General features: G+C 49.4%; 18 protein-coding genes. 12 read left to right on the forward strand and 6 right to left on the reverse strand.

The features are described from left to right. The first annotated feature begins 159 nt into the window (after window positions 1–159). The 4 genes from HHO50_RS04490 to HHO50_RS04505 all read left to right on the forward strand — a co-directional run bounded on the left by HHO50_RS04490 (window position 160) and on the right by HHO50_RS04505 (window position 3,552). Window positions 160–1,134 (forward strand): polyprenyl synthetase family protein, encoded by a 975-nt coding sequence (locus tag HHO50_RS04490; protein ID WP_181304817.1) that lies wholly within the window; start codon window positions 160–162, stop codon window positions 1,132–1,134. A gap of 168 nt (window positions 1,135–1,302) precedes the next feature. Further along, window positions 1,303–1,923 (forward strand): rhomboid family intramembrane serine protease, encoded by a 621-nt coding sequence (locus tag HHO50_RS04495; RefSeq protein WP_219921441.1) that lies wholly within the window; start codon window positions 1,303–1,305, stop codon window positions 1,921–1,923. Window positions 1,924–2,016: 93 nt separating this feature from the next. Beyond that, window positions 2,017–2,526 carry a fasciclin domain-containing protein gene (locus tag HHO50_RS04500; protein ID WP_181304818.1) on the forward strand — a complete coding sequence of 170 codons (510 nt, stop codon included), beginning with the start codon at window positions 2,017–2,019 and terminating at the stop codon, window positions 2,524–2,526. Between the two features lie 297 nt (window positions 2,527–2,823). Continuing rightward, window positions 2,824–3,552, forward strand: coding sequence for a head GIN domain-containing protein (locus HHO50_RS04505; protein WP_181304819.1), 729 nt, complete (start codon window positions 2,824–2,826; stop codon window positions 3,550–3,552). 416 nt (window positions 3,553–3,968) lie between these two features. Here the strand turns inward: HHO50_RS04505 and HHO50_RS04510 are convergent, their stop codons facing one another. From HHO50_RS04510 to HHO50_RS04525, 4 genes are all read right to left on the reverse strand, one after another. Next, window positions 3,969–4,247 (reverse strand): hypothetical protein, encoded by a 279-nt coding sequence (locus HHO50_RS04510; RefSeq protein ID WP_181304820.1) that lies wholly within the window; start codon window positions 4,245–4,247, stop codon window positions 3,969–3,971. 114 nt (window positions 4,248–4,361) lie between these two features. Continuing rightward, window positions 4,362–6,677: a patatin-like phospholipase family protein gene (locus HHO50_RS04515; protein ID WP_181304821.1), complete on the reverse strand. Its 2,316-nt coding sequence runs from the start codon at window positions 6,675–6,677 to the stop codon at window positions 4,362–4,364. Between the two features lie 430 nt (window positions 6,678–7,107). Next, complete coding sequence (locus HHO50_RS04520; protein WP_255478595.1) at window positions 7,108–8,490, reverse strand: HTTM domain-containing protein; 1,383 nt, start codon at window positions 8,488–8,490, stop codon at window positions 7,108–7,110. 699 nt (window positions 8,491–9,189) lie between these two features. Continuing rightward, complete coding sequence (locus tag HHO50_RS04525; protein ID WP_181304822.1) at window positions 9,190–9,513, reverse strand: hypothetical protein; 324 nt, start codon at window positions 9,511–9,513, stop codon at window positions 9,190–9,192. A gap of 113 nt (window positions 9,514–9,626) precedes the next feature. Between HHO50_RS04525 and HHO50_RS04530 the strand changes: the two genes are divergently transcribed. The 3 genes from HHO50_RS04530 (at window position 9,627) to HHO50_RS04540 (ending at window position 11,565) form a co-directional block, all read left to right on the forward strand. After that, window positions 9,627–9,782 carry a DNA cytosine methyltransferase gene (locus tag HHO50_RS04530; RefSeq protein ID WP_181304823.1) on the forward strand — a complete coding sequence of 52 codons (156 nt, stop codon included), beginning with the start codon at window positions 9,627–9,629 and terminating at the stop codon, window positions 9,780–9,782. 54 nt (window positions 9,783–9,836) lie between these two features. After that, window positions 9,837–10,583 (forward strand): protein NO VEIN domain-containing protein, encoded by a 747-nt coding sequence (locus tag HHO50_RS04535; RefSeq protein WP_181304824.1) that lies wholly within the window; start codon window positions 9,837–9,839, stop codon window positions 10,581–10,583. 325 nt (window positions 10,584–10,908) lie between these two features. After that, window positions 10,909–11,565, forward strand: a complete 657-nt coding sequence (locus HHO50_RS04540) for a hypothetical protein (protein ID WP_219921442.1) — start codon at window positions 10,909–10,911, stop codon at window positions 11,563–11,565. Here the strand turns inward: HHO50_RS04540 and HHO50_RS04545 are convergent. Together HHO50_RS04545 and HHO50_RS04550 are read right to left on the reverse strand one after the other, a co-directional pair. Then, a complete protein-coding gene (locus tag HHO50_RS04545; protein WP_181304825.1) occupies window positions 11,494–12,357 on the reverse strand; it encodes a hypothetical protein in 864 nt (287 codons plus the stop codon). The two genes, HHO50_RS04540 and HHO50_RS04545, sit on opposite strands and share 72 nt — an antisense overlap. A gap of 161 nt (window positions 12,358–12,518) precedes the next feature. Continuing rightward, window positions 12,519–13,895, reverse strand: coding sequence for a M20/M25/M40 family metallo-hydrolase (locus HHO50_RS04550; protein WP_181304826.1), 1,377 nt, complete (start codon window positions 13,893–13,895; stop codon window positions 12,519–12,521). Between the two features lie 228 nt (window positions 13,896–14,123). Between HHO50_RS04550 and HHO50_RS04555 the strand changes: the two genes are divergently transcribed. The 5 genes from HHO50_RS04555 to HHO50_RS04575 all read left to right on the forward strand — a co-directional run bounded on the left by HHO50_RS04555 (window position 14,124) and on the right by HHO50_RS04575 (window position 20,181). Further along, the gene (locus HHO50_RS04555; RefSeq protein ID WP_255478597.1) at window positions 14,124–15,548 is read left to right on the forward strand and encodes a Glu/Leu/Phe/Val dehydrogenase; all 1,425 of its coding nucleotides are present in this window, start codon (window positions 14,124–14,126) and stop codon (window positions 15,546–15,548) included. Window positions 15,549–16,157: 609 nt separating this feature from the next. After that, entirely contained in the window at window positions 16,158–16,676 is a 519-nt protein-coding gene (locus tag HHO50_RS04560) for an RNA polymerase sigma factor (protein ID WP_181304827.1), read from the forward strand. Next, a complete protein-coding gene (locus HHO50_RS04565; RefSeq protein ID WP_181304828.1) occupies window positions 16,660–17,298 on the forward strand; it encodes a hypothetical protein in 639 nt (212 codons plus the stop codon). Before HHO50_RS04560 ends, HHO50_RS04565 begins: the two co-directional genes overlap by 17 nt. Window positions 17,299–17,962: 664 nt before the next feature. Next, window positions 17,963–19,450 (forward strand): DUF5687 family protein, encoded by a 1,488-nt coding sequence (locus HHO50_RS04570; RefSeq protein ID WP_181304829.1) that lies wholly within the window; start codon window positions 17,963–17,965, stop codon window positions 19,448–19,450. 38 nt (window positions 19,451–19,488) lie between these two features. Continuing rightward, entirely contained in the window at window positions 19,489–20,181 is a 693-nt protein-coding gene (locus HHO50_RS04575) for an ABC transporter ATP-binding protein (protein ID WP_181304830.1), read from the forward strand. Window positions 20,182–20,632 lie beyond the last annotated feature (451 nt).

The following is a 20,632-nucleotide window of genomic DNA, read 5'->3' on the forward strand; positions in this document are numbered from 1 at the left end:
TCACTTTTTACAAAAAGAGGCCCGAAACGCTTCTTTAACTTACCTATAAAAACTAAAATGCGGTTTCTTTATTTTACTGTAGCTTTGACAGTAAAATAAAGAAACCGCATTTTCATCTCAAATAAAGGCTTTTGCCTGGCAGCTTAAAATTAAATTCTTGTGGATATCTCACAATTCTCGGAACGCATAAACCAGACATTGTCCACGCTCCAGTACGGGCAGACTCCAGACGAGCTGTACGCGCCTATTCGCTATATGATGGAACTGGGGGGGAAAAGGGTGCGTCCGCTGTTGACTGTATTAGGGGCTTATCTTTTCCATGACGATGTGGAAAAGGCCATGATGCCCGCCATTGGCGTAGAGGTTTTCCACAACTTCACGCTCATGCATGATGACATAATGGACAATGCCCCGCTCCGCCGAGGCCAGGCTACCGTGCACGAGAAATGGAATACCAGCACCGCTATCTTAAGCGGAGATGTGATGCTGGTGCGGGCGTATGAGTGCTTTTTAGGAATTGAGCCCCAAAAACTGCCTACCGCACTGAAGCTTTTCAGTACCTGTGCCGCCGAAGTCTGCGAAGGCCAGCAACTGGACATGAACTTTGAGGCCCGGCAAGACGTGCAGATTCAGGAGTACCTGAACATGATTAAGTTGAAAACGGCGGTTCTGCTGGGCTTTAGTCTGGAACTGGGCGCGCTGTTGAACAACGCGGCCCCTGAAGATGCCAGACACCTCAAAGAGTTTGGGATTAACATGGGCATTGCCTTCCAGCTCCGCGATGATCTGTTGGATGTGTACGGTGACCAGGCCAAATTTGGAAAACGCGTAGGCGGCGATATTGTCTCTGACAAGAAAACCTATCTGCTCCTGACCGCTCTGGAACGCTGCTCCGCCACCCAGCGAAAAGAACTGAGAAAGTGGCAGGGCCAGACCGCCAATGGGCAGGAAAGTGAGAAAGTGCAGGCGGTAAAAGCCATCTATGACGAATTAGATATCCAGGGCACCACCCATAGCCAGATCAATCACTACTTCCAGAAAGCGCTGCATCATCTGAACGAGGTAAATGCCTTGAACAGTAAAAAAGAGCTGCTTCGGCAATTAGCCATCCAGTTAATTGAACGCGATAGTTAAAATCATCTATCCTTGAAAGGGGCAAGCCTGAAGAAAAAACAAACTTCCTCTTGAAAAACAAAGAGGTGTTTTCGGCGCTTTTACGTGATTAAGAGTTGTTTTCAGGCTTATTTCTTTAAAATACCTCCAAAACGAGGCATCCTTTATTCTTAAACCTACTTGACCATCATGCCCATTAGCATCACTATCATCATTATTGCGGTTACCGTGCTTGTCTCTCTGTTCGCCTGGCGGAACCAGAACCTGATGGAGAACTGGGTGCATCACCCACAATCTGTGGCGCGCAACAATGAGTGGTGGCGCCTGCTGACCTCGGGCTTTCTGCACGCCGACTTCATGCACCTTTTCTTCAACATGTTCTCGCTGTACATTTTTGGGGGCGTGGTAGAGCAGCAGTTCATGGGGGCTTTCGGCTTTACCACCGGGGCTGCCTTCTACGTGTTGCTTTATCTGGTAGCCATCATTGTATCAGACCTGCCTACTTTCTTCAAGCATAAAAATGACAGTAGGTATTATTCCTTAGGGGCATCGGGCGGGGTGGCGGCTATTATTTTCGCCAGTATCTATTTCAATCCTCTCACAGAACTCATCATTTTCCCTATTCCAATTCCTATCAAAGGCTATATTTTTGGGGCGCTTTATCTTTTCTACTCTTATTACCTGAGCAAAAGAGGCAATGACGGCATTAACCACAGCGCGCACTTTTACGGGGCGGCCTTCGGGTTTGTGGTAAGTGTGATTCTGGTGCCGGGGCAAATCCAGAATTTTATCAGTGATATTATTGGGTAGCGTATATTGTATTTCCTGTAGAAGTTAAGCTTCGGCCTTTTCTTCTTTAAAAGCGTATACTGTTGTATAGCAGTATTTTTAAGGAGGCGGGGTATGAAAGCAGGGTTGAATGATACAAAGTTATGGCTGGTGCTTTGCTTTTGCCTGTGTATACAGGCCAGCGGCAAAGCGCAGTCATTGACGGCCCAAGTGGCCGCAACTTCCAGAATTGCCCAGGTAAGTTTGGGCGAGGGTATTGCGCAGAAAGATCAATTGCTCTTAGACCTGGTAACCAAAGCCGGACTGATGCCGGTGCTCTCTAACGGCGAAGAACATACTTTTTTTGCTCCGTCTGCCAAGGCCTTGGCGCAACACAAAAGCGATTCACCAGAACAGCTAAGGGCATTTCTGGAGCAACACATTGTCAAAGGCAATTTCACTACCCATGATCTCCGTGACGGGGCAGATATAAAAGCAATCAGTGGGAACAACCTGCGCATCTGCCGGAAGAAAGGGTCTCTTCTGGTGAGCGGTGTGCGCTTACTTAAATCAGATCAGCTTTTTATGAATGGGGTTTGGCACCAACTGAACGGCGCCATCCCATCCAATGCTTCTTCCTTATAATACCAGCGTATGTGAATGCAAAAAGGGTCTGCCTCTAGTGGCAGGCCCTTTTTGTTTATAGTAGTGTTTTAGGCTTGTTTACTGAAGAACAGGCATAAAACACGTTTTCCTGACTTGAAACAAGCTCTAACTGAAAACACTATTGGTTTATTGCGGAACCTACCTGAATCAGCCTTTCTCTCTGCACAACTTCTCTGGTGTAACAGCTTGCTTTTAGATACCTCAGATAAATTAAGGCTCAGATGCAACCCTGGGTGCTGTCTTCTCATCTTTAGGATGAAACGTAATCCTACTGCTATGAAAAAACTGAACATCTTCTCACTTCTGACGGTGTTAGCCCTGTTTGCTTCTCTGTCTTCGTTCCGGGCCGCTACCAATACCGCCATAGTAGAAGAGGAAACCCGCACCGTGGCTCCGTTCAAAAAAATAGGTCTGGCGTATCCGGCTAATGTGATCTTACGCAAGGGCGACACCCAAAGCGTGAAAGTAGAAGGAGATGCAGAGCAACTAGACCAACTGATTACTGAAGTAGAAGACGGCAAACTCACCATCAAGAGAAAAAACCGCCAGTACAGCAATGACGGGTCTTCAAACAACAAGCGCGTGAATATTTACATCACCGTGCCGCAGGTAGAAGGCTTATCAGTGAGTGGTTCTGGGAAGATCAGAAGCGAAGATACGTTCAAAAGCAATTCTTTGGATCTGGCGGTAAGCGGGTCTGGTAATATTCAATTAACCGCTAACGCAGAAAATGTCACCAGCCGTATCTCGGGCTCGGGCAGCATTGAGCTGAAAGGCCAGGGCAAGCAAACCACCGTAGCCGTGAGCGGTTCGGGGGCCATGCGAGGCTATGACTTCACAACCAGCGACGCGCAGGTAAGCATCAGCGGCTCCGGTTCCTGTGAGATAACCGCCACCAACCGGCTTAAGTCCTCCATCAGCGGCAGCGGCCGGGTTTTGTACGCGGGTTCTCCCAGCGTAGACAGTCGCGTGAGCGGCAGCGGTTCCGTTAAAAAACGCGGGTAACCTAAACTTCTATCCTAACTATTGCTCTGGGTTGCCTGGGAGGGGCGGTTTTAGCCGGTCCGTTTAGAGCGAATTCCCACAAAACGGCTATGAAACGCACTTCCCGGGCACATCCCTACCAGAGCCAAAGCCAAGTTAGCAAAAAGACACCCGACGGATTTCTCCAGGTCCTGGATCTGATGTTTGTAGAGAAACATGAAATCACGTCGCGGTTTCTTTTTGCTTCTGGTGAACCTATGTTTGAGGTTAAGAAGTGGTAAGCTAGTGCACTACTCTAAAATGGAGAAGAATCATTACAACTCTGTGAAGCATGTTTTTACTCAATTCTCCCTATTTAAGGCAGTATGCAAAAAGAGCCTTCCAAGTGGTTTCTTTGACCATTTGGAAGGCTCTTTAATGATTTCCTAGAAGAATTATTACTTAGTAGTAGAACCGTTTGCTGGCTGTACAAACACCGATGGCTGTTTTGGCTGTGGTTTATAGATTGCTCCAGTGGCAAAATCTATGATACCTCCAGGCCAAAATAAAAGAATGTCAGCCACCAAAGCACCTGTACGAATTTGTCTTTGAGGCTGCCCAGGTGCTGGCTTTGTTCTTTGATATTCAGTCACAGGCCCACCGAATACAGTTGCACAACCGGAAAATGAGCCAGCAAGCAGCAATAATGCTGCAATTTTAGTAAACGTTTTTTTCATGTAAACACTATTAAATGTAGTTAAAGATTTTATTATTTTTTTTACAATAATAACTAAATATATAATTAAATCAATGGGCCAGATAATTTATTTTACAAATAATTAACTTTCATTTCACTGCAACGTGCGGCTCCTGAACAGCAGGAAACCTACGTGCCCAAACACGCTCCACCGGTTCTCATCATTGTCATAATGGATAAAGTGTAAAGCGGCCGGGCCGATGGGCAATTGCATGATAATGCCCGTGCTGGCGGTAAGCCGGGGCCTGTCAAACCCATTGGCTCTCATGGCCTGCTGCATATTTCCTTCCTCCAACGGCCGGTGGATAAGGTGCATGAACGCTTCGGTACGCCACTCAAATTTGGTGAATAGGTTTTGGGAGAAACGCAGGCCGGCGGCTCCGTAGCGGGCTGCCCGGTACGTGTCCAGAAACAGTGTACGGGAATCTGGCAGGGGAGAAAACGCCGGGGCCGAGGTGAGCGAAGACCGGTAGTTGGAGAACAGGCCCTGGGTACTCACCATGCCTTCAAAGAAGTACCCCCAACTGTTCTTGTCATTGTTGAAAGGATAATACCCCTCATAGGTAGCCGAGAATTGCAGCCACTTGTGGTCAGTAGTACGGTTGTCTGGCATTAGAGAGGTGGAACCGGGTTTATAGGCTTCTTCTCCCATCACGGCCCGTAAACCCAGCACTGCCCGGTGCCCTCTGGTAGAGTACATTTTCCGGTTCAAGGAGTTGCGTTCAAAGCGTACCGCCGCGGTGAGCCCTACAAAATCCGTTTCGTCCAGCACATCATCTGAGGAGACGTTTTCCACATTGGCGTACTCGTCTTCATTGGAGAAATACGCGCCTTCCAACACAAACCTACTCCTGAAATTATGGCTGAAGCCGGTTTGCAGTCCTACCTTGAAATCACGCTGACTCACCTGGGTACTGGCCGCGTCCCGATCCAGGAATGTTTTAGTACCCTGGTAGTTAAGGCTGCTGTACATAACGGAGGGTTCTATATAGAAAGGAATTCGGCCAGGTATATTCACCCTGAAACCGAACTGCCCCGCCGAATAGAATCTACCCAGGTTGGCGTTGATGCCCACGGTGTACAACAAGCGGTTTAGATAGCGATACTCCAGGCCCACGTAGAGGTTATCCACAGGACGGGTACTGAACACGGCACCTACCTCGGCGGTAGCGTTGTTGCTTTGTTGGGCGTCAATACTGAGCACGTAGCCCCGGGTGGTACTGTCAAACTGAATACGGGGATAAATGCCCCTGAAAAAGTCATTCGCCGCCAGGCGGTAGTAGCCTTCCTCAATCTCATCAATGGTGTAGTGGTCTCCTTTGCGCAGAAAGAATTTGCTTACGTATGTATTCTGATTCTCTTTAAGGCCTTTCACCTGCACCCGGTCAAAACGCGGGGGAGGAGCCTGCTTCTGGAAGGCGTTTCGGCGTTGCGCCAGTTGCGCAGAGTCCACTTCGCGGGGAATGCGCTGTTTTAGGGTAGGTAGTTTAGCCTCGGCAGACTTTACGCCTATGTCAATGAGGTCTTTCACCTTGGCGAAATCAGTGGTGGCGAAGCCTTCCAAATCGGGCTGAATCAACACACCATTAGGGCCTAAAGCCAAGGTGTCGGCTACGTCAAAACTCAGGAAAATGAGGGAACTGCCCAGTAATTCATCGTCCTTGTCTGCGGGGTATTTCTTATAGGAAACATCGCCCACGTTCACGCCAATCATGATGTCTGGCTTGAACTCTGAGCGCATCACATCGGTAGGGAAGTTGTTGAAAAGCCCGCCATCAAACAAATAACGGCCATCTGCCTGCCGGATGGGCCGGAACGCCAGCGGAACCGCCATGGAATTACGAACCGCATCAGCTAACGAGCCTTTGCGTTGCACAATCTGCTGCCGGGTAAAGATTTCGGCGGTCAATGCCCGGAAAGGCACGAAGAGCTTGTTGAAATCATATTCAGCAATGGCTCCGCCCGCGGCCAGGGTAGAAGCCAGCGCGTAGTTGAGGTTCACATCACTGATGAGGCCACCGGTGGTCTGTACTTTGAGGGTAGATTTAAGGGTGAGCGGCAACCGCAAAGCCGCCGGAGAAGGGTCTAAGCTGAAGTAGTTGAACGCCCGGTCTTCCAGTTGCCTCCCAGAAACCCAGTACTGGAACTTGGGCGACAACACCAGGTCTTCAATGTCCTGCGGCGAAAAGCCCGCCGCGTACAGAGAGCCCACCACCGCGCCCATGCTGGTGCCCACAATGTAGTCTATGGGGATCTGGTTTTTCTCCAGCACCTTGAGCACGCCCACGTGCGCCAGCCCTTTGGCCCCGCCACCGCTCAAGACCAACCCAACCTTCTGCGCCGATGCATCCACGGAAATAAACGCCAGCAGAAGCACTACTACCCTTAAATGCTGTAAGAGTTTAAACATATAATCTATTCTGGAAAATGATTTGGTAAAAGGCTGATAGGTTTGCTTTGTTATCCTTCTGGCAGAAGTAAGGGAAGTATTCTGGTTAACGCAGAAGGGTTGCTAACGTACTCTAAAAGCCGTAGGTAAAGCCAATTAGCTGCACTTACTACAAGCAGTAAGAAAAGGTTAGTAATATTAACGGGAAAAGAACCAGATGAGCTTTCCTTGTCCTGTAAAGCAGGGGCTCCGCACGCATTCTTTCTTGTGGCATGTTTCTCTTTACGATCTTTCTTCAAATGCTAGTCCTAGCAAAAAACGGTAAACTAAAGCAGAACACTCGCCAGAGGCGAGCGAGTGAAATCATTGCTTTTCTAGGACTATCCTTCAAATCCTCGCGTTTCTGGCACCCTGGGGCAATATTCAGCCCAAAGGATAACAAATTAAAGGCTTACTCTTCCTCCCGAAGCGGCACCAACCAGCGAGAGGAGGTATGCGGCCGCCACGGAACGGCCGCCAGGTTCACCGTAGAATCTACCAGCAGCTGAAAAGGGCGTTTGTTGAGGCTAACGTTGGTATGCGCAAACACCTTTACCTCTGCGTACCCAAGCTTTTGGTAGTGACGGGCCAGAAACTGGCTATATTGCCAGATCAGGTCGGGGCGGGTGGCCACGGTACTGGTTTGTTTGGGGGTAAGGTGTTTTTCGGGGTACTCCCAGAAGACTTTGCCATCGGCTATTACCTTGTATTTCGCATATCCGCTTTTGGAGCGCAACATCATGTGCCAAGACATACGGTGGCCCTCTTCCGTCCAGTTGGTGTTCCCCGGAAACCACCATTGCCGCATGGGCAGCGCCACCTGCAAGATGAAATGTAGGGCTAAGAGCGAAAACAGTAGTTTTTCTCCCGTGCGCAAAGCCGGGGCAGGAGCCTGGGGTACTGCAAGGGGAGGTTTCCTGCGCAACAGCGTTCTTCTAATGGTTTCGGGCGGAAAAAAGAACACGCACAGCGCCAGCGCCAGATACGGGAAAATGCCAATGTGGAACACCGCCGAGTTAAACCCATGGAAGAAAATAGCCAGCAGAAACGCCCACCTTCTGGTTCTGCGCCACAGCAGCAGCGGAACAATGAAGAGATCAAAGAAGATACCGCCGTACACCACCAGCTTCTGAAACCAGGCCTGCTGCAGGAGTTCTCCAATCAGATAAAAATGACGCTTCGCCGAAAACCAAATGCTGACCGGAGTGCCCGCGAGCCAATCGGGGTTTAGCTTGGCAATGGCGGCGTAGGTATAGACAATCCCCATCTGGGCCACAAAGAGGAGCAGGCACCAACGCGGGCAGCTTAAAGACCGCAGAGCCGGGTTGCGTTTGGCATCAAGGGAGGCGTAGGCGTGCGCGGGCACCAGCAGCATCAGGAAACAGAGTACCAGCAGCAGGTAGTAGTGGTTGTTGTAGCTGGACTTCTGCATGAGGTACGCGCCCCACCACAAGAACGTAAAGGCGGTAATGCTGGCCCGGTAATGCCAGCCCACCATCACCAGCAACCCCAGAAACGCCATGGCCCCGTAATAGAAATACATACCGTTGCCCGGCAACGGCCTCAGCCACTCAAACCCGATGAAGGGAAAGAACACGGTGGGGTCTATCATGTTCTTCTTCACCCAACCCGTGGCAATGGCCCCCGCCGTTTCCAGAAACAAGAGCAGCCCGAACCCCCACCGGAACACAACCAACGGCGCGTTGTCTACGGGCTGGCGCAGCCACGTCAAAAAAGAAGGTTTCACACCTAAAGCAGTAGGAACGGAGTGCATCTGGAAGAACATTGTAATCATCCGGTTCTCATTGTACGTACTTCTGAAAGAACGATTCAGCAAAACTTCCAGCAGATTTGCTCAAATATAAAACAGGCCCGACAATTAATATTGTCAGGCCCGTTTTTAAGGTGTTTTTAACGTGAACTCGGGAATTAAAGGGATACGATAATCCATTTTGTTTCCATTGTTTGCCTTTCTACTATGCTGTACACGCATTGCGTCCCCCTTTGAAGGGGGTAGGGGGATGCCAAAGGCGGAAGAGGGCGGAAATCCGCCTGTCCAATGGTACATCCTCCCCCTCTTGGAGCTTCCAAAATGCCGTATTCAGCACGAGTAATCATCCCCCTACCCCCTTCAAAGGGGGACGGAATGCGTGAGAATTTCCGAGTTCACGTTGTTTTTACAAAAAGAAGCTATAAACGGGTGCTGGGTAGTTCATTGCTGTTCGGGATTTTTAATCCGAGAGAGCGTAGTTGCATTTTTATAATTTTCTCGTAGCGTCGTTACCCTGTAACGACGTGGTTCTATGAAACGACCATGTTTCAACCACACACAAGAACCGTTCTTTGCAACAGAAATCCTTTTTGCCCGGGAGAAAAGCCTTTTCGGCCGGAGACATTTCTGTTTCATGGAGACACGTCGTTACAGGGTAACGACGCTACAGACCTGTTTTGGGCCTGTTTTTTGAAAAAGAGGCCCAAAACAGGAACGCCACGGCTAGGCTTCTACCAAGGCGATTTCCTCGGGCGTGAGGGCGTAGAGTTGGTACACCAGTTGGTTTATCTCTCGGTCTGTCTGGGCCAGTTGCGTGGTGATCTGCTGCGCCAGCTGCTGCTGCGCCGTGAAGAACGCCAGCCAGTCTGACTTCTGCGCCAGCGTGAGCTTTACCTTGCATTTGCCCAACTCTTGGCTGAAGGCCTCCCAAGAGAGGGTGTACCATTTCTCCAGCTTCTGGCTCAGTTTGCCCACGCCCAACTCTGACTGCAACAGCGTCAAGAACTTCTGGCTGAGCGCCTGCAACTCCTGGTTCTTCTGCATCATGATTTTCTACGGATTTGTAAAGCTAAATTGTAAAATAGAAAATTTATAGGATTGCTAATCTGTTCTTGTACAAGAGAACGTATAACTCTATATTTGAAAAAGCCTTTGATTTAATGGAAAGAATAAAATTTATTGACCTGTTTTGCGGTATAGGCGGTTTTCGTGTGGCAATGGATGAAGCTTGTCAAGAAAATGACCTTATACCTACTTGTGTTTTTTCATCAGATATAGATACATTTTGTCAAGATAGTATATTATCAATTTACTAAATAAAAGAAGCATATTAATATCAAAAAAATTACAGTTCTTCCATAGAGATTATTATGTCCAGCACTTTATCAACTAGAGACAAATCAATCCTAATTGGGCTATATTTATCTAAATTTGATGAAGAGGCAATAAAAGCATTTGATTTTAAAGGCTTCAATGAAGCTTTCAATGCTCTAGGCTATTCAATAGGCGCAAGACCAGCTTCTATAAAGAATTATCGTGATGAGTTTGACCCTCTTTTCCCTAACCCAAGAAAAGGATGGCACAAAAGACCATTAAGAGAATATTGTAGAGTTTTTTATGACAATTTCTCTGCTTTGGATTTTTATTCATTTACAGAATTGGTAAAGAGTTTTGTATTTAGCAATTACGAGATTGATAAAATAATTGAAAGAATAGAAAAGAAGGATAGAAGCGAAAGCGTAGCCAAAAGATTAATAACAGGAAGAGCTGCAGAGGAGTACTTTAAAACTAAATTTAATTCAGTTGATAGTTTTAAAGGCTTCAACTTAACTGATACAACTGTCATGGCTTGCGGTTTCGATTTTAAATTGTCCTTGAATGAAAATTTTTATTGCGTTGAAGTTAAAGGGTTAAGTACAAGTTCTGGTAATATTTCATTAACAGAAAAAGAGTTTCATGTAGCAACTGAACTCAAACACCAGTTTTGTCTTTTCATAGCTATGAATTTCAGCGAAAAACCTTTCCATGAAACAATCTTCGACCCTGTAAATAGCAGATTGAAATTTAAGAAGATTGAGAGGCAAATTACTCAAGTAAATTACTCTTCTGTGGTATGAATAGAAATTGGGAATGTTATTTATGTGGAATTGAAAACGGCTTTAATAATTTACCGCACGGATATTTAGCCAACTATCATCCTCTTTGCATTAATTGTGCCGATAGGATTTTGAATGATAGAAATCATAAGCGGAGGAACCAAATTTCCTTCCACTCAAGAATTGGTAATTTAGTAGTAATAGGGAATAATATATTTCCGATTACATATATTAATTAATAATAGCTGTATCAATTGTATAAATTTAATCTCCAAAGCTTAGAACTGTAAATAAGTCAGTAGCACCTTATCCGCTTAATGAATTCCCCGCTGACTTTCCTTTTATCTTGGCGCGTGAAATAGTTTATTTACTTGCTTTCAAAGGAAAAGGCGCATTGGAAGGCGACGAGTGGGAAGAAATTTTCGCTAAATGTATTGGAGCAGATTGGAAACCGTCCAATGTGGGATTAGATGATGTAATCCTTGGCAATACGGCATGGGGAGCAAAAACAGTAAAAGCGACCAAGCCCTCATCACAGAAAAAGCTAAGACTGATTTCAGGCCGTAATTCACCGAATTATTCCTTTGGTGAGCAGAATGTTTCTGGTGCAGACCCTACTTTTATTGGTGGCTTAGTCCTTAACATCTGGAACGAGCGAGTATCTTCTATAAGGGAAAAGTTCAAGCATCTTAGGACGGTAGTTCTGGTAAAATCTAGTGATTTGTCAGAAGTCGTAGTTTTTGAGTTTGAAACTATCCGTTATGACTTGGAACTCTTCAGGTGGGAATGGAATAAAAATAACAATCTTGTGGGTTACGACAAGTCAACAGGAGAACACAGGTTCACTTGGCAACCACATGGCTCCCAATTCACGATTATAGAAGATGTGCCAAAACATAGTTTGCTTATTAAAATAAAGCAGCCGCCGAAATTAGACCAGCAAACGATTCTTGATACTCTTGGATTTGACAAGTCTTGGGTAACAGTTATAAAGAATAGCTAAGCCCTTCACCCGTTCATAGATTTTAGTCTCCTGCCGGTTGAAGCGGTCTTCTTTCACGGTCTTGAGCAAACCCCGGAACGTGTACGGCGGAATAATGGTCAAATCTTCACAGAAGCACACAAATACCACGCGATCCAGCAGTTTCTGGGTTTTCTGGAAGATGACCAGCTCCGGCACGTGGGGGTTCTGGCCCCGCAGGTGCTCAAACAGGTGCAGCCGAGAGGTCTTGTAGTCTTGGTAGAAGTCTTTGGTGATGTTCTGCTCTTCGGCTTGCCGCTCCCTGAAGAGTTGTTCTGTGGTGGCCTCTCCGTGTTCCAGCAGCAGCCGGTCTTTGTGCAGCAGAAACAGAAAACGCAGCAGCTCTTTCTCTTCGTGCAGGTGCATCACGTCAAAGCGTTCATAGCGGCTCTGGTCTGAGTGATGGTACAGGCGTATCTCCAGAAAATTACTTACCAAGACCCATTTGCAGTTACCGCCAGCCTTGGGCACGTAACTGAAGGCCTGCTCTACGGGGCTGCGCTTGTCATTGAGGCGGTTCTGCGGTTTGTCTAAATCTGAACGCGCGTCAGGGCTGTACACGTAATCCAGCACCTCACCAAAAAACGTGTTCAGAAACTCGCTCTGCAGCTCTTCTTCTTTCTGCTTTACAATTTTGCCACTCTTTATGCCCACCTGCCATTTCTGAATAAGATCCAGCTTGTGCGCCAAGTCTGGGAACTGGCTCAGTTGAAAGTTGCGAGTTTTGGTATCCAAGTATTTTCTGGAGAAGATGGGGGTATAAAGTTCAGCCATGGTGGAGGATAGTGCTCGCCAGGTTTATGTGCCCAGCGGTTCTGCATTAAAAGTAAAAGTTCTCCCTGTAATAAATTCCATCTATAACTAAAAACAGGCCCGGCAAACTAATTGCCGGGCCTGTTTTTAAGGAGTTTTTACAAAAGGAGCCTAAAACGTTTCTACCGGATAGGTTTTGGCATCACGGGCAAGCTTTCGTGGCCTTCCGCGTCCACCGCCTGTACGGCGAAGAAGTAGTTGTCTTTAGAGTAGGGCAGGGTGGTGGTGGTGCCTTCCACGTAGATTTTCTTTTCCCACATGGGCATGGAAGTTTCCCGCATGAGCACGTAGTAACCCGCTGGTCTCTCTCCTTTAACAGGGGCCTTCCAGCGGAGTTCAGTCTGATTGGTGAGGTTGCTGGTGACTACGCCTACTTCTTCCGGTGAATAGGGAGCCAAGGCCAGGTTAGCCAGGGTGGCCAGGTTCATGGCGGTGTTTTTGCGCACGTACTCAAAGTCTACGTGCTCTGGGAAATCGCCGTAGGCGATGCCGTTCTCGGTGCGTACGTTCTGGTGCTGGTACTGGTAGTTCTCGTTCATCTCACACACGCGTATGGCGGTAAAACCGGCCTGGCTGAAGGGCGTGTGGTCGCCACCGCGCAGGAAACGGTCTGTGCGGTAGTTGAGCACCACTTCCAGTTGGGGCACGTAGCGGGCGGTCATTTCTTTCATGTAGCGGGCCAGTTGGCGGCTGCGGCTGTCGTTCTCGCCGCCAGTGCTTTTGCGCAGGGCCGTCATCTCGGGGGTTTCCAGGGCGGGTACGCCTTCAGAGAAAATCCGCACGCGGGTATTGTCTCTAAGATTGGTCTCGTCTGAGAAGGAGTTGCCAATCATGTCATTGTTGAGCATGGCCACCAGGTTCCAGTTCTCTTTCTTGGCGCGGTCGGCCAGGTGCTTGGCTCCGTAGAGGCCCTGCTCTTCGCCCTGCACGCACACAAAGATGATGGTGGCCGGAAACTGCTGTTTGGCCATGACACGGGCCAGTTCTATGACGGCGGCGGTGCCAGAACCGTCATCATTGGCGCCGGGGGCTTTGCCTTTGGCATCCATCACATCGGTGTTGCGGGAGTCTATGTGGCCGCTCACAATGAACACGCGGTCATCATTGGGGTCAGTGCCTTTGAGGGTGGCCATGACGTTGGCGAACTCGGTGTCCTGCGGAATGCGGCGGCCATCAGCTTTTACAGTGTATTTGTCCTGGGTGACGGTCATGCGCCCGCCTGAGGTAGCGGCGGCTTTCTGCAGTTCGGCCTCGGCCCAGTTGCGGGCGGCCCCTATGCCTTTTTTCTTGTCTTTGACCGTGCTGAGCGAGTGGCGCGTCTCAAAGCTGACCAGGCCGCGCACCAGCCGTTCTAACTCCTGAGCAGATACTTGTTCCGTCAAGGTTTTGATGGTGGGGTCTTGCTTGACAATGTCTTGGGCCGAGGTAAGGTTTGAAAGGGAAAGCAAACCCAACGCAGCGGCACCGGCGCGGGCGAAGGTAGAAACGGGGTAAAACATACGTACGTAACGGCTTGGTTGAGTAATCTGATCTGTAATTTCAAGATTATTCCGCAGAAACCAATAGCTGGAAGGCGGCGGGCCCAGAAAAAGCGTTTTTGGGCTGTTTTAAGAAAACAGAGCAGAAAACGGGGTGGGCAGAAATGTTCTCCGTGGAACATTTTAAAAGGCAAGCAACGTGAGGCGGGGTTAGTACGTTTTAACCTACAATCACCAACTGCAGAAACTATGAGCCAAGCCATGACACCCGGCAGAGAATTTCTGGACAGCGTCCATTATTACTTTGACCAGGCAGCCCAACATTCCAAACTCCACCCCGGTATTATTGCGCAGATCAAGATCTGCAACAGTGTGTACAAGGTGAATTTCCCGGTAGAGGTAGACGGCCAGATACAGGTGTTTGAGGGAATACGGGCCCAGCACAGCCAACATAAATTGCCCACCAAGGGCGGAATCAGGTACAGCATGCAGGTAGACGAAGACGAGGTGGTGGCCCTGGCCAGCCTCATGACCTTCAAATGCGCCGTGGTAGACGTACCGTTTGGGGGCGCCAAGGGCGGCGTGAAAATCAACCCCAGAACGTCCTCGGTTGAAACTTTGGAACGGGTGACCCGCCGGTTTGCCTCAGAGCTCATCAAGAAAAACCTCATCGGCCCGGCCGTAGACGTGCCCGCCCCAGATTACGGAACCAGCGGCCGCGAGATGGCCTGGATTGCCGATACCTACCACGCTTTCAAGTTTGGCGAAACCAACGCCTTGGGCTGCGTAACCGGGAAGCCGGTAGGCCAGGGCGGTATCAGGGGCCGGAACGAAGCCACCGGTTTGGGTATTTACTTCGGGCTGCGCGAGGCCCTGCATGACGAGGCGGTGCTCAAGCCGTTGAACCTTTCCAGCGGGGTGACCGGTAAACGGATCATCATTCAGGGAATTGGAAACGTGGGCTACAACGCCGGCAAGTTCCTGCAACAAGACGGCGCCATCATCATTGGCGTGGCTGAGCGTGAAGGCGGTATCTACAACCCAGACGGCCTAGACATTGACAACATCTTCCATTACCGGAAACAGAATTCGAGCTTCCAGGGGCACCCCGGCGGCACGTTCATTGAAAATTCCGTTGAAATGCTGGAGTACGACTGCGATGTGCTGTTGCCGGCGGCCCTGGAAAACCAGATCCATATCGGCAACGCCGAGCGTATCAAAGCCAAGATCATTGCCGAAGGGGCCAACGGCCCGGTCACCCAGGAGGCCGAGCGCATTCTGCACGCCCGCGGCGTGGTCATTATCCCAGATTTGTACCTGAACGCCGGGGGGGTCACCGTGTCCTACTTTGAGTGGCTCAAGAACCTTTCCAACGTGCGGTTCGGCCGCATGGGCAAACGCGCCGAGGAAGCCAGCCTTAAGCGTCTGGTGAACACCATTGAGAAAACCACCGGCAAAAGCCTTTCTGCGGAAGAAAAGAAACTGATCATTCACGGTGCCGATGAGCGCGACTTGGTGTATTCTGGTCTGGAGGACACCATGATTACCGCCTACCAGGAAATGCGCGAGGTCACGCACCAGGTTAAAGCCATTACTGATTTGCGCACCGCCGGTTTCTATGCCGCTATTGAGAAGATAGGCGTAAGCTACCAGTCATTGGGTATTTTCCCGTGATGGGGAGAGGATAGCGGTTTTAAGGCTGTTTTCCTGAAAAGGCGGCCGAACCGGAAAGCCTCTTCAACCTAGGGTTGGGGAGGCTTTCCGGTTTACAAGGATGTTGGATTTATGCTTGTCCGCTTTCGCCTTATGGTGTTCCCCTGGAGGTACTGCTTTTTGCGTGGGTTCAGAAGCTTTGTTGTTTCATCTCTGGCGCTAAGCGCTCACGGCCGCGAGGCCCCGCCTTCTGCCTTTGAGCTGTGATCTCTCGCCTGGCCTTCAGGCCTGCCGCTTCCGCTCACGCCGGGTCGATCTCTAGGCGCTCAGCCCAATGGCTGGAAACGGAAATGCGTAGCCAGACCTCACAGGTTTTCAAAACCTGTGAGGTCTTCTGCCAAAACCGCTGGCGCGAGTCTCTGACTACCCTTGCTACACCGCAGTGAAACCACGCATTGCTGGATTTTCTTCCGCCTGGATTTACCCAAGGCCAATGACATGCTTTTCCATTTAAGGGCTATTTTCCTGAAAACGCCTCAAAAAGGGCAACTTATAAGTAGGCTTTTCTGATTTCGCGTGTAATTTACCGGCCCTCTACGCTACTAATAGCCACAACCTTTACGTACCACGTTGGAGAATCCGGCCTTACGCGCAGAATTTGTCAAGCTCATTGCCCAGGATCAAGCCCTGATCCATAAGGTGTGCAGCATGTACTGCCGGGATCACGAAGAGCGGAAAGATCTGTTTCAGGAGATTGTGCTGCAACTTTGGCGGTCTTATCCTACGTTTAAGCACGAGTCTAAGGTAAGTACCTGGATGTACCGGGTGGCACTGAACACCGCCGTCTCCAGTTTCCGGAAAGAAAGCAGGCGGCCTTACCACGGCTCCCTGTCAGACATGGACCTGCAGATTCCGGCCGCGCCAGATACCTCCCCTGAGTATGAACTGAAAATAAAATATCTCTACGCCGCTATTGACCAGCTCTCTCAGGTAGAGAAGGCGATTGTGATGCTGTACTTAGAAGATAGAAGTTACGATGAGATGGCTGAGATCATTGGCATTACCAAATCTAACGTAGGCGTGAAGTTGAACCGCATCAAAGCGAAACTAGAGAAGCTGTTAACCCCGGTGTATGATGAAATTAGATAGCCTCAAAGATACCTGGAAGGTGTACGCGGCCCAGGCAGCGGCGGCCCACCAGGTAACCGAGCACCAGATTGCAGGCTTATTAAAGGCCCGCACCGAAAATGCCTTGACCAAACTTAAACGCAACATCTATTTTGAGCTGGCAGTGCAGGCCTCTACGGTGTTGTTGTTTGGGGCCGGGGCGGTTTTCGCAGAAGATGACCCTGCGTTTCAGGTACTGTGCGTGGTGGTTATGGTGGTGTGTCTCCCGTTCCTGGGCTATTTCTGGGGGCGTCTGTCTTATGTGAAAGGACTGAACGTGACCACCGCCAACCTGCGGGCTACCCTCCGGAACCTTATTGAGATGCTGACCGGGCTCACCAGACTCTACTTCTGGACTAATATGTTGCTGGCTCCCCTGGGGCTGGCGGCCGGTCAGCTAGGATATCTTAAACTGGCCAAGGGTATTGACATCTCGCACCTGCCCTGGGAGCAAATGTACCTGCGCCTGACCATCGGGTTTGTGATTGGGGCCGTACTAGGCTATTTCTTCCTCAAGTGGTACATCAAGCAGATGTTTGGCGGCCATCTGAAAGCATTGAAAGCAGCTTACTGTGAGTTGGAGAGTGTGGAGGTGGCCGCGTAGGGTTTACTTGTTGTTTTAAAGGGTGTTTCTACCGTTGTCGTTTTCTGTGGATGATGCCTTTTGCCATTGCCATATGTGGGCTGGGTTTCACGAAATGCAGAAAAGCGTTTTAAAGCCGATTTCCATAAAGTAGGCTTAACGTGTGCTTCTTTTTCTCCTTTGTATTTTCCTATTCTATTTTGCTGCTGATGGCCAAGGGGAACCATGCTGCGTTGGTGAGTAGTGCTTTGTGCATGCCAATTGTTTTTGCTGGCGTAGCAGCCGGTTGATGCGAAACCCTTATGCTTGGTCTTTCCATCGTTGCCCTCCGTGCGCTCACGGCCGCGAGGCCCCGTTTTCCCCTCCCGCACTGCCCTTTCGGCCTGAGAAGTCTTTCTATCTTAGCTAGTGTCTGTCCAGGGCCAAAAGCGAGGCGCGCTCGGGGAAGACTGAAACTGGGGAAAGTAGTAAAGGCCATTGCAGCAAAGACAGTGCAGTTATTGGTTGTACAAGTTGTATTGCCTCTCTTTTTCTGCAAGGCTGATTCCCGTCGTGAGCAGGAATAGCGAACCTAAATAAGGAAATCTTCCTGCAGTTTTCAACAGAAAAATTGCCCCAATGCTGTAATATTTAAGCAGTTCGGGAGACTAACAGATCAAACAGCCTTTCTTACAACCCTACCGCTATGATCAGATTACTACTTTCTCACCAATGGAAAGAAGCCACCCGTTCCAGTGTATGGCAGAAGAACCTTGCCGTGAACCTGGTGCTGGGGTTCTTCATGCTCATTTTGCTGCTGTATGTGGTGGTGCTGAGCGTGTTCATGGACAAAATCATTGAGGCGGTTTGGCCGGGGAAAGATCCCGTGGCGGTTGTCAATGGGGCCTTGCTGTATTACTTTCTCATAGATTTGGCGTTTCGGTTTTTCATGCAGGAGTTGCCGGTGCTGGGCATTCAGCCGTATTTGCACCTGCCGGTAGGCAAAGGCAAACTGGTGCATTTCGTGCTCTGGAAATCCATTACCAGCCTCTTCAATTTCCTTCCGCTGCTGCTGTTTATTCCGTTTGCGCTCAAAGTGCTGCCAAGCGTGTATGGCATGGGCGGAGCCTGGATGTGGGTGCTGGGACTTTTCCTGCTCACGCTGGTCAATAACTTCCTGACCCTTTATTTCAAGCGGCTGTTGGCAGAAAAACCCCTGGCCTCCATAGGCTTTCTCTTGGCGGTGGTGGCGTTAGCCACGGTAGATTACTTGAACTACATTTCCTTGGGTGCCGCATCGGGGGCTTTCTTCAGTGCGTTAGGCGAAAATCTAGTCTGGGTGCTGGTGCCGCTGGCGTTGTTAGCGGGAGTATACCTAATGAACTACAACTTCCTGATAGCGCACACCTACCCAGAGGAAATGCGCATCCGGAAACAGTCTAAAGTAGGTGATTCTGCCGAGATTGGTTTTCTGCAGCGGTTTGGTGAGTTGGGAACCTTGATCAGCCTGGAACTGAAACTGATTCTGCGCCACAAACGGCCGAAGTCCACTACCATGATGTCGGTGTTTTTTCTGGCGTATGGGTTCATCTTCTACACCAACAAGATCTACACCGACGGTTTCGCGATGCTCCTTTTCCCGGGCATTTTCATGACCGGGTTCATGATGCTGAGCTACGGGCAGTTTGTGCCAGGCTGGCAAAGTGCCCATTTTGATGCCCTGCTTACCAAACGCCTGAGTCCGTATACCTTTTATCTGGCTAAATTCTGGCTGTTTGTGCCAGCCTGTACTTTCGCCTATCTCATCACGCTCTTGTATGGTTTCATGCCTGGCATCGGCGGAAAAATCATCCTCATCAACACGGCTTGTTTTCTTTATAACATTGGCATTAACACGTTTGTGGTGCTGTATCTGAGCACCTACAACAAAAAACGCATTGACCTAAGCAAGAGCGCTTCCTTTAACTGGCAGGGCGTGGGTGCCTCGCAGTTCATCATGATGCTGCCGGCCTTGGTACTCCCCATCCTTATTTATCTGCCGTTCGGGCTCATGGACAAACCTTGGTGGGGCATCGCCGCCGTGGGGGTGCTGGGCTTCCTGGGTTTTCTGTTCCACAAACAACTGCTGGGCGTGGTGGTGAAACGCTTTCAGCAAGAGAAATACGCCATTGCCGCCGGTTTCCGCCAGGCTTAGTTTTTACCTTGTTTTCTGAAAAATAGCCTCAAAACGATATGATAGAAGTTCGCGACCTCCAAAAGAATTACAACAGCGTAACCGTGGTGAACATACCGGCGCTTACCGTGCAGAAAGGGGAAACCATTGGCTTGGTAGGCAACAACGGCGCCGGCAAGACCACGTTCTTCCGGATGATCCTGGACTTGATCCGGCCTTCCAAGGGTGAAGTGTTCAGCAAAGGCGAAAACGTGCGGGCTACCGAAGACTGGAAACGGTACACCGGCTCGCACCTGGACGAGGGCTTCCTCATCGATTTCCTGACCCCGGAAGAGTACTTCGCCTTCATCGGGAAACTGAATGGCCTGACGCCCGGCGATGTGCAGGCTTTCTTAGACAAGTTCCGGGATTTCTTCAACGGCGAGATTCTGGAGCAGCGCAAGTACATCAGAGACTTCTCCAAAGGGAACCAGAAGAAAGTGGGCGTGGCCGCCGCCGTCATGTCTGACCCCGAACTGTTGATTCTGGATGAGCCCTTCGCCAACCTAGACCCTAGTTCCCAGATTCGGCTCAAAAACCTGTTGAAAGACCTGAAACGCCAGGGCATGACCCTGCTCATCTCCAGCCATGACCTCAGCCACGTCATTGAAGTCTGTGACCGCATTGTATTGCTGGAAAAAGGCCAGGTGGTAGAAGACATGAAAACAAATGAAACTACGTTGCAGCAACTGGAAAGCTACTTTAATGTCTAGAGTTGTTTATGGTTGGTGTGAGAAGCCGGTGCAGGAATGTACTGACTTTTTTGTGCGCTTCCGTCTTTGGCCGTTTTCATAAAACAGGCCGAAAACGGGAAATTAAAATGCACAGGGTTGGCTTACTATTTTAGGGTTTTGCTTTTAGCTGAACCAATACCGGTTTTTGCAAGCAGGAAAAGGAGTGAAGTTGTTTTTTTCTTTCTTGCAATTTGTATTAATGCATAAAAGCTACTTGCTGAACATGAGAAGTGTTATGGGTGAAACCGCCCTGAGCGGCTGGAATCTGGGGGTGGGGTCTTGGTGCTTTCACAGGAGCAGCAACTGGCAGCAGGTCTCTTTCTATTGCTCCGGATAGATCGTCTATTCGGCAGTCCAGTTCCGGTTATTGGGCGTTTTCGACTGATAAGCCGAATAGACTTCCGTATATACCATAGTTAGCTCAAATAAT

Source organism: Rufibacter sp. XAAS-G3-1 (genome assembly GCF_013623775.1).
Taxonomy (GTDB): Bacteria; Bacteroidota; Bacteroidia; order Cytophagales; family Hymenobacteraceae; genus Nibribacter.

Coding starts and splice junctions, on each gene's coding strand:
- HHO50_RS04510 (WP_181304820.1), bottom strand. CDS start 4,247: ATGAAAAAAACGTTTACTAAAATTGCAGCATTATTGCTGCTTGCTGGC.
- HHO50_RS04530 (WP_181304823.1), top strand. CDS start 9,627: ATGGAAAGAATAAAATTTATTGACCTGTTTTGCGGTATAGGCGGTTTT.
- HHO50_RS04570 (WP_181304829.1), top strand. CDS start 17,963: ATGATCAGATTACTACTTTCTCACCAATGGAAAGAAGCCACCCGTTCC.
- HHO50_RS04545 (WP_181304825.1), bottom strand. CDS start 12,357: ATGGCTGAACTTTATACCCCCATCTTCTCCAGAAAATACTTGGATACC.
- HHO50_RS04535 (WP_181304824.1), top strand. CDS start 9,837: ATGTCCAGCACTTTATCAACTAGAGACAAATCAATCCTAATTGGGCTA.
- HHO50_RS04505 (WP_181304819.1), top strand. CDS start 2,824: ATGAAAAAACTGAACATCTTCTCACTTCTGACGGTGTTAGCCCTGTTT.
- HHO50_RS04525 (WP_181304822.1), bottom strand. CDS start 9,513: ATGATGCAGAAGAACCAGGAGTTGCAGGCGCTCAGCCAGAAGTTCTTG.
- HHO50_RS04500 (WP_181304818.1), top strand. CDS start 2,017: ATGAAAGCAGGGTTGAATGATACAAAGTTATGGCTGGTGCTTTGCTTT.
- HHO50_RS04550 (WP_181304826.1), bottom strand. CDS start 13,895: ATGTTTTACCCCGTTTCTACCTTCGCCCGCGCCGGTGCCGCTGCGTTG.
- HHO50_RS04520 (WP_255478595.1), bottom strand. CDS start 8,490: ATGATTACAATGTTCTTCCAGATGCACTCCGTTCCTACTGCTTTAGGT.
- HHO50_RS04565 (WP_181304828.1), top strand. CDS start 16,660: ATGATGAAATTAGATAGCCTCAAAGATACCTGGAAGGTGTACGCGGCC.
- HHO50_RS04555 (WP_255478597.1), top strand. CDS start 14,124: ATGAGCCAAGCCATGACACCCGGCAGAGAATTTCTGGACAGCGTCCAT.
- HHO50_RS04495 (WP_219921441.1), top strand. CDS start 1,303: ATGCCCATTAGCATCACTATCATCATTATTGCGGTTACCGTGCTTGTC.
- HHO50_RS04515 (WP_181304821.1), bottom strand. CDS start 6,677: ATGTTTAAACTCTTACAGCATTTAAGGGTAGTAGTGCTTCTGCTGGCG.
- HHO50_RS04575 (WP_181304830.1), top strand. CDS start 19,489: ATGATAGAAGTTCGCGACCTCCAAAAGAATTACAACAGCGTAACCGTG.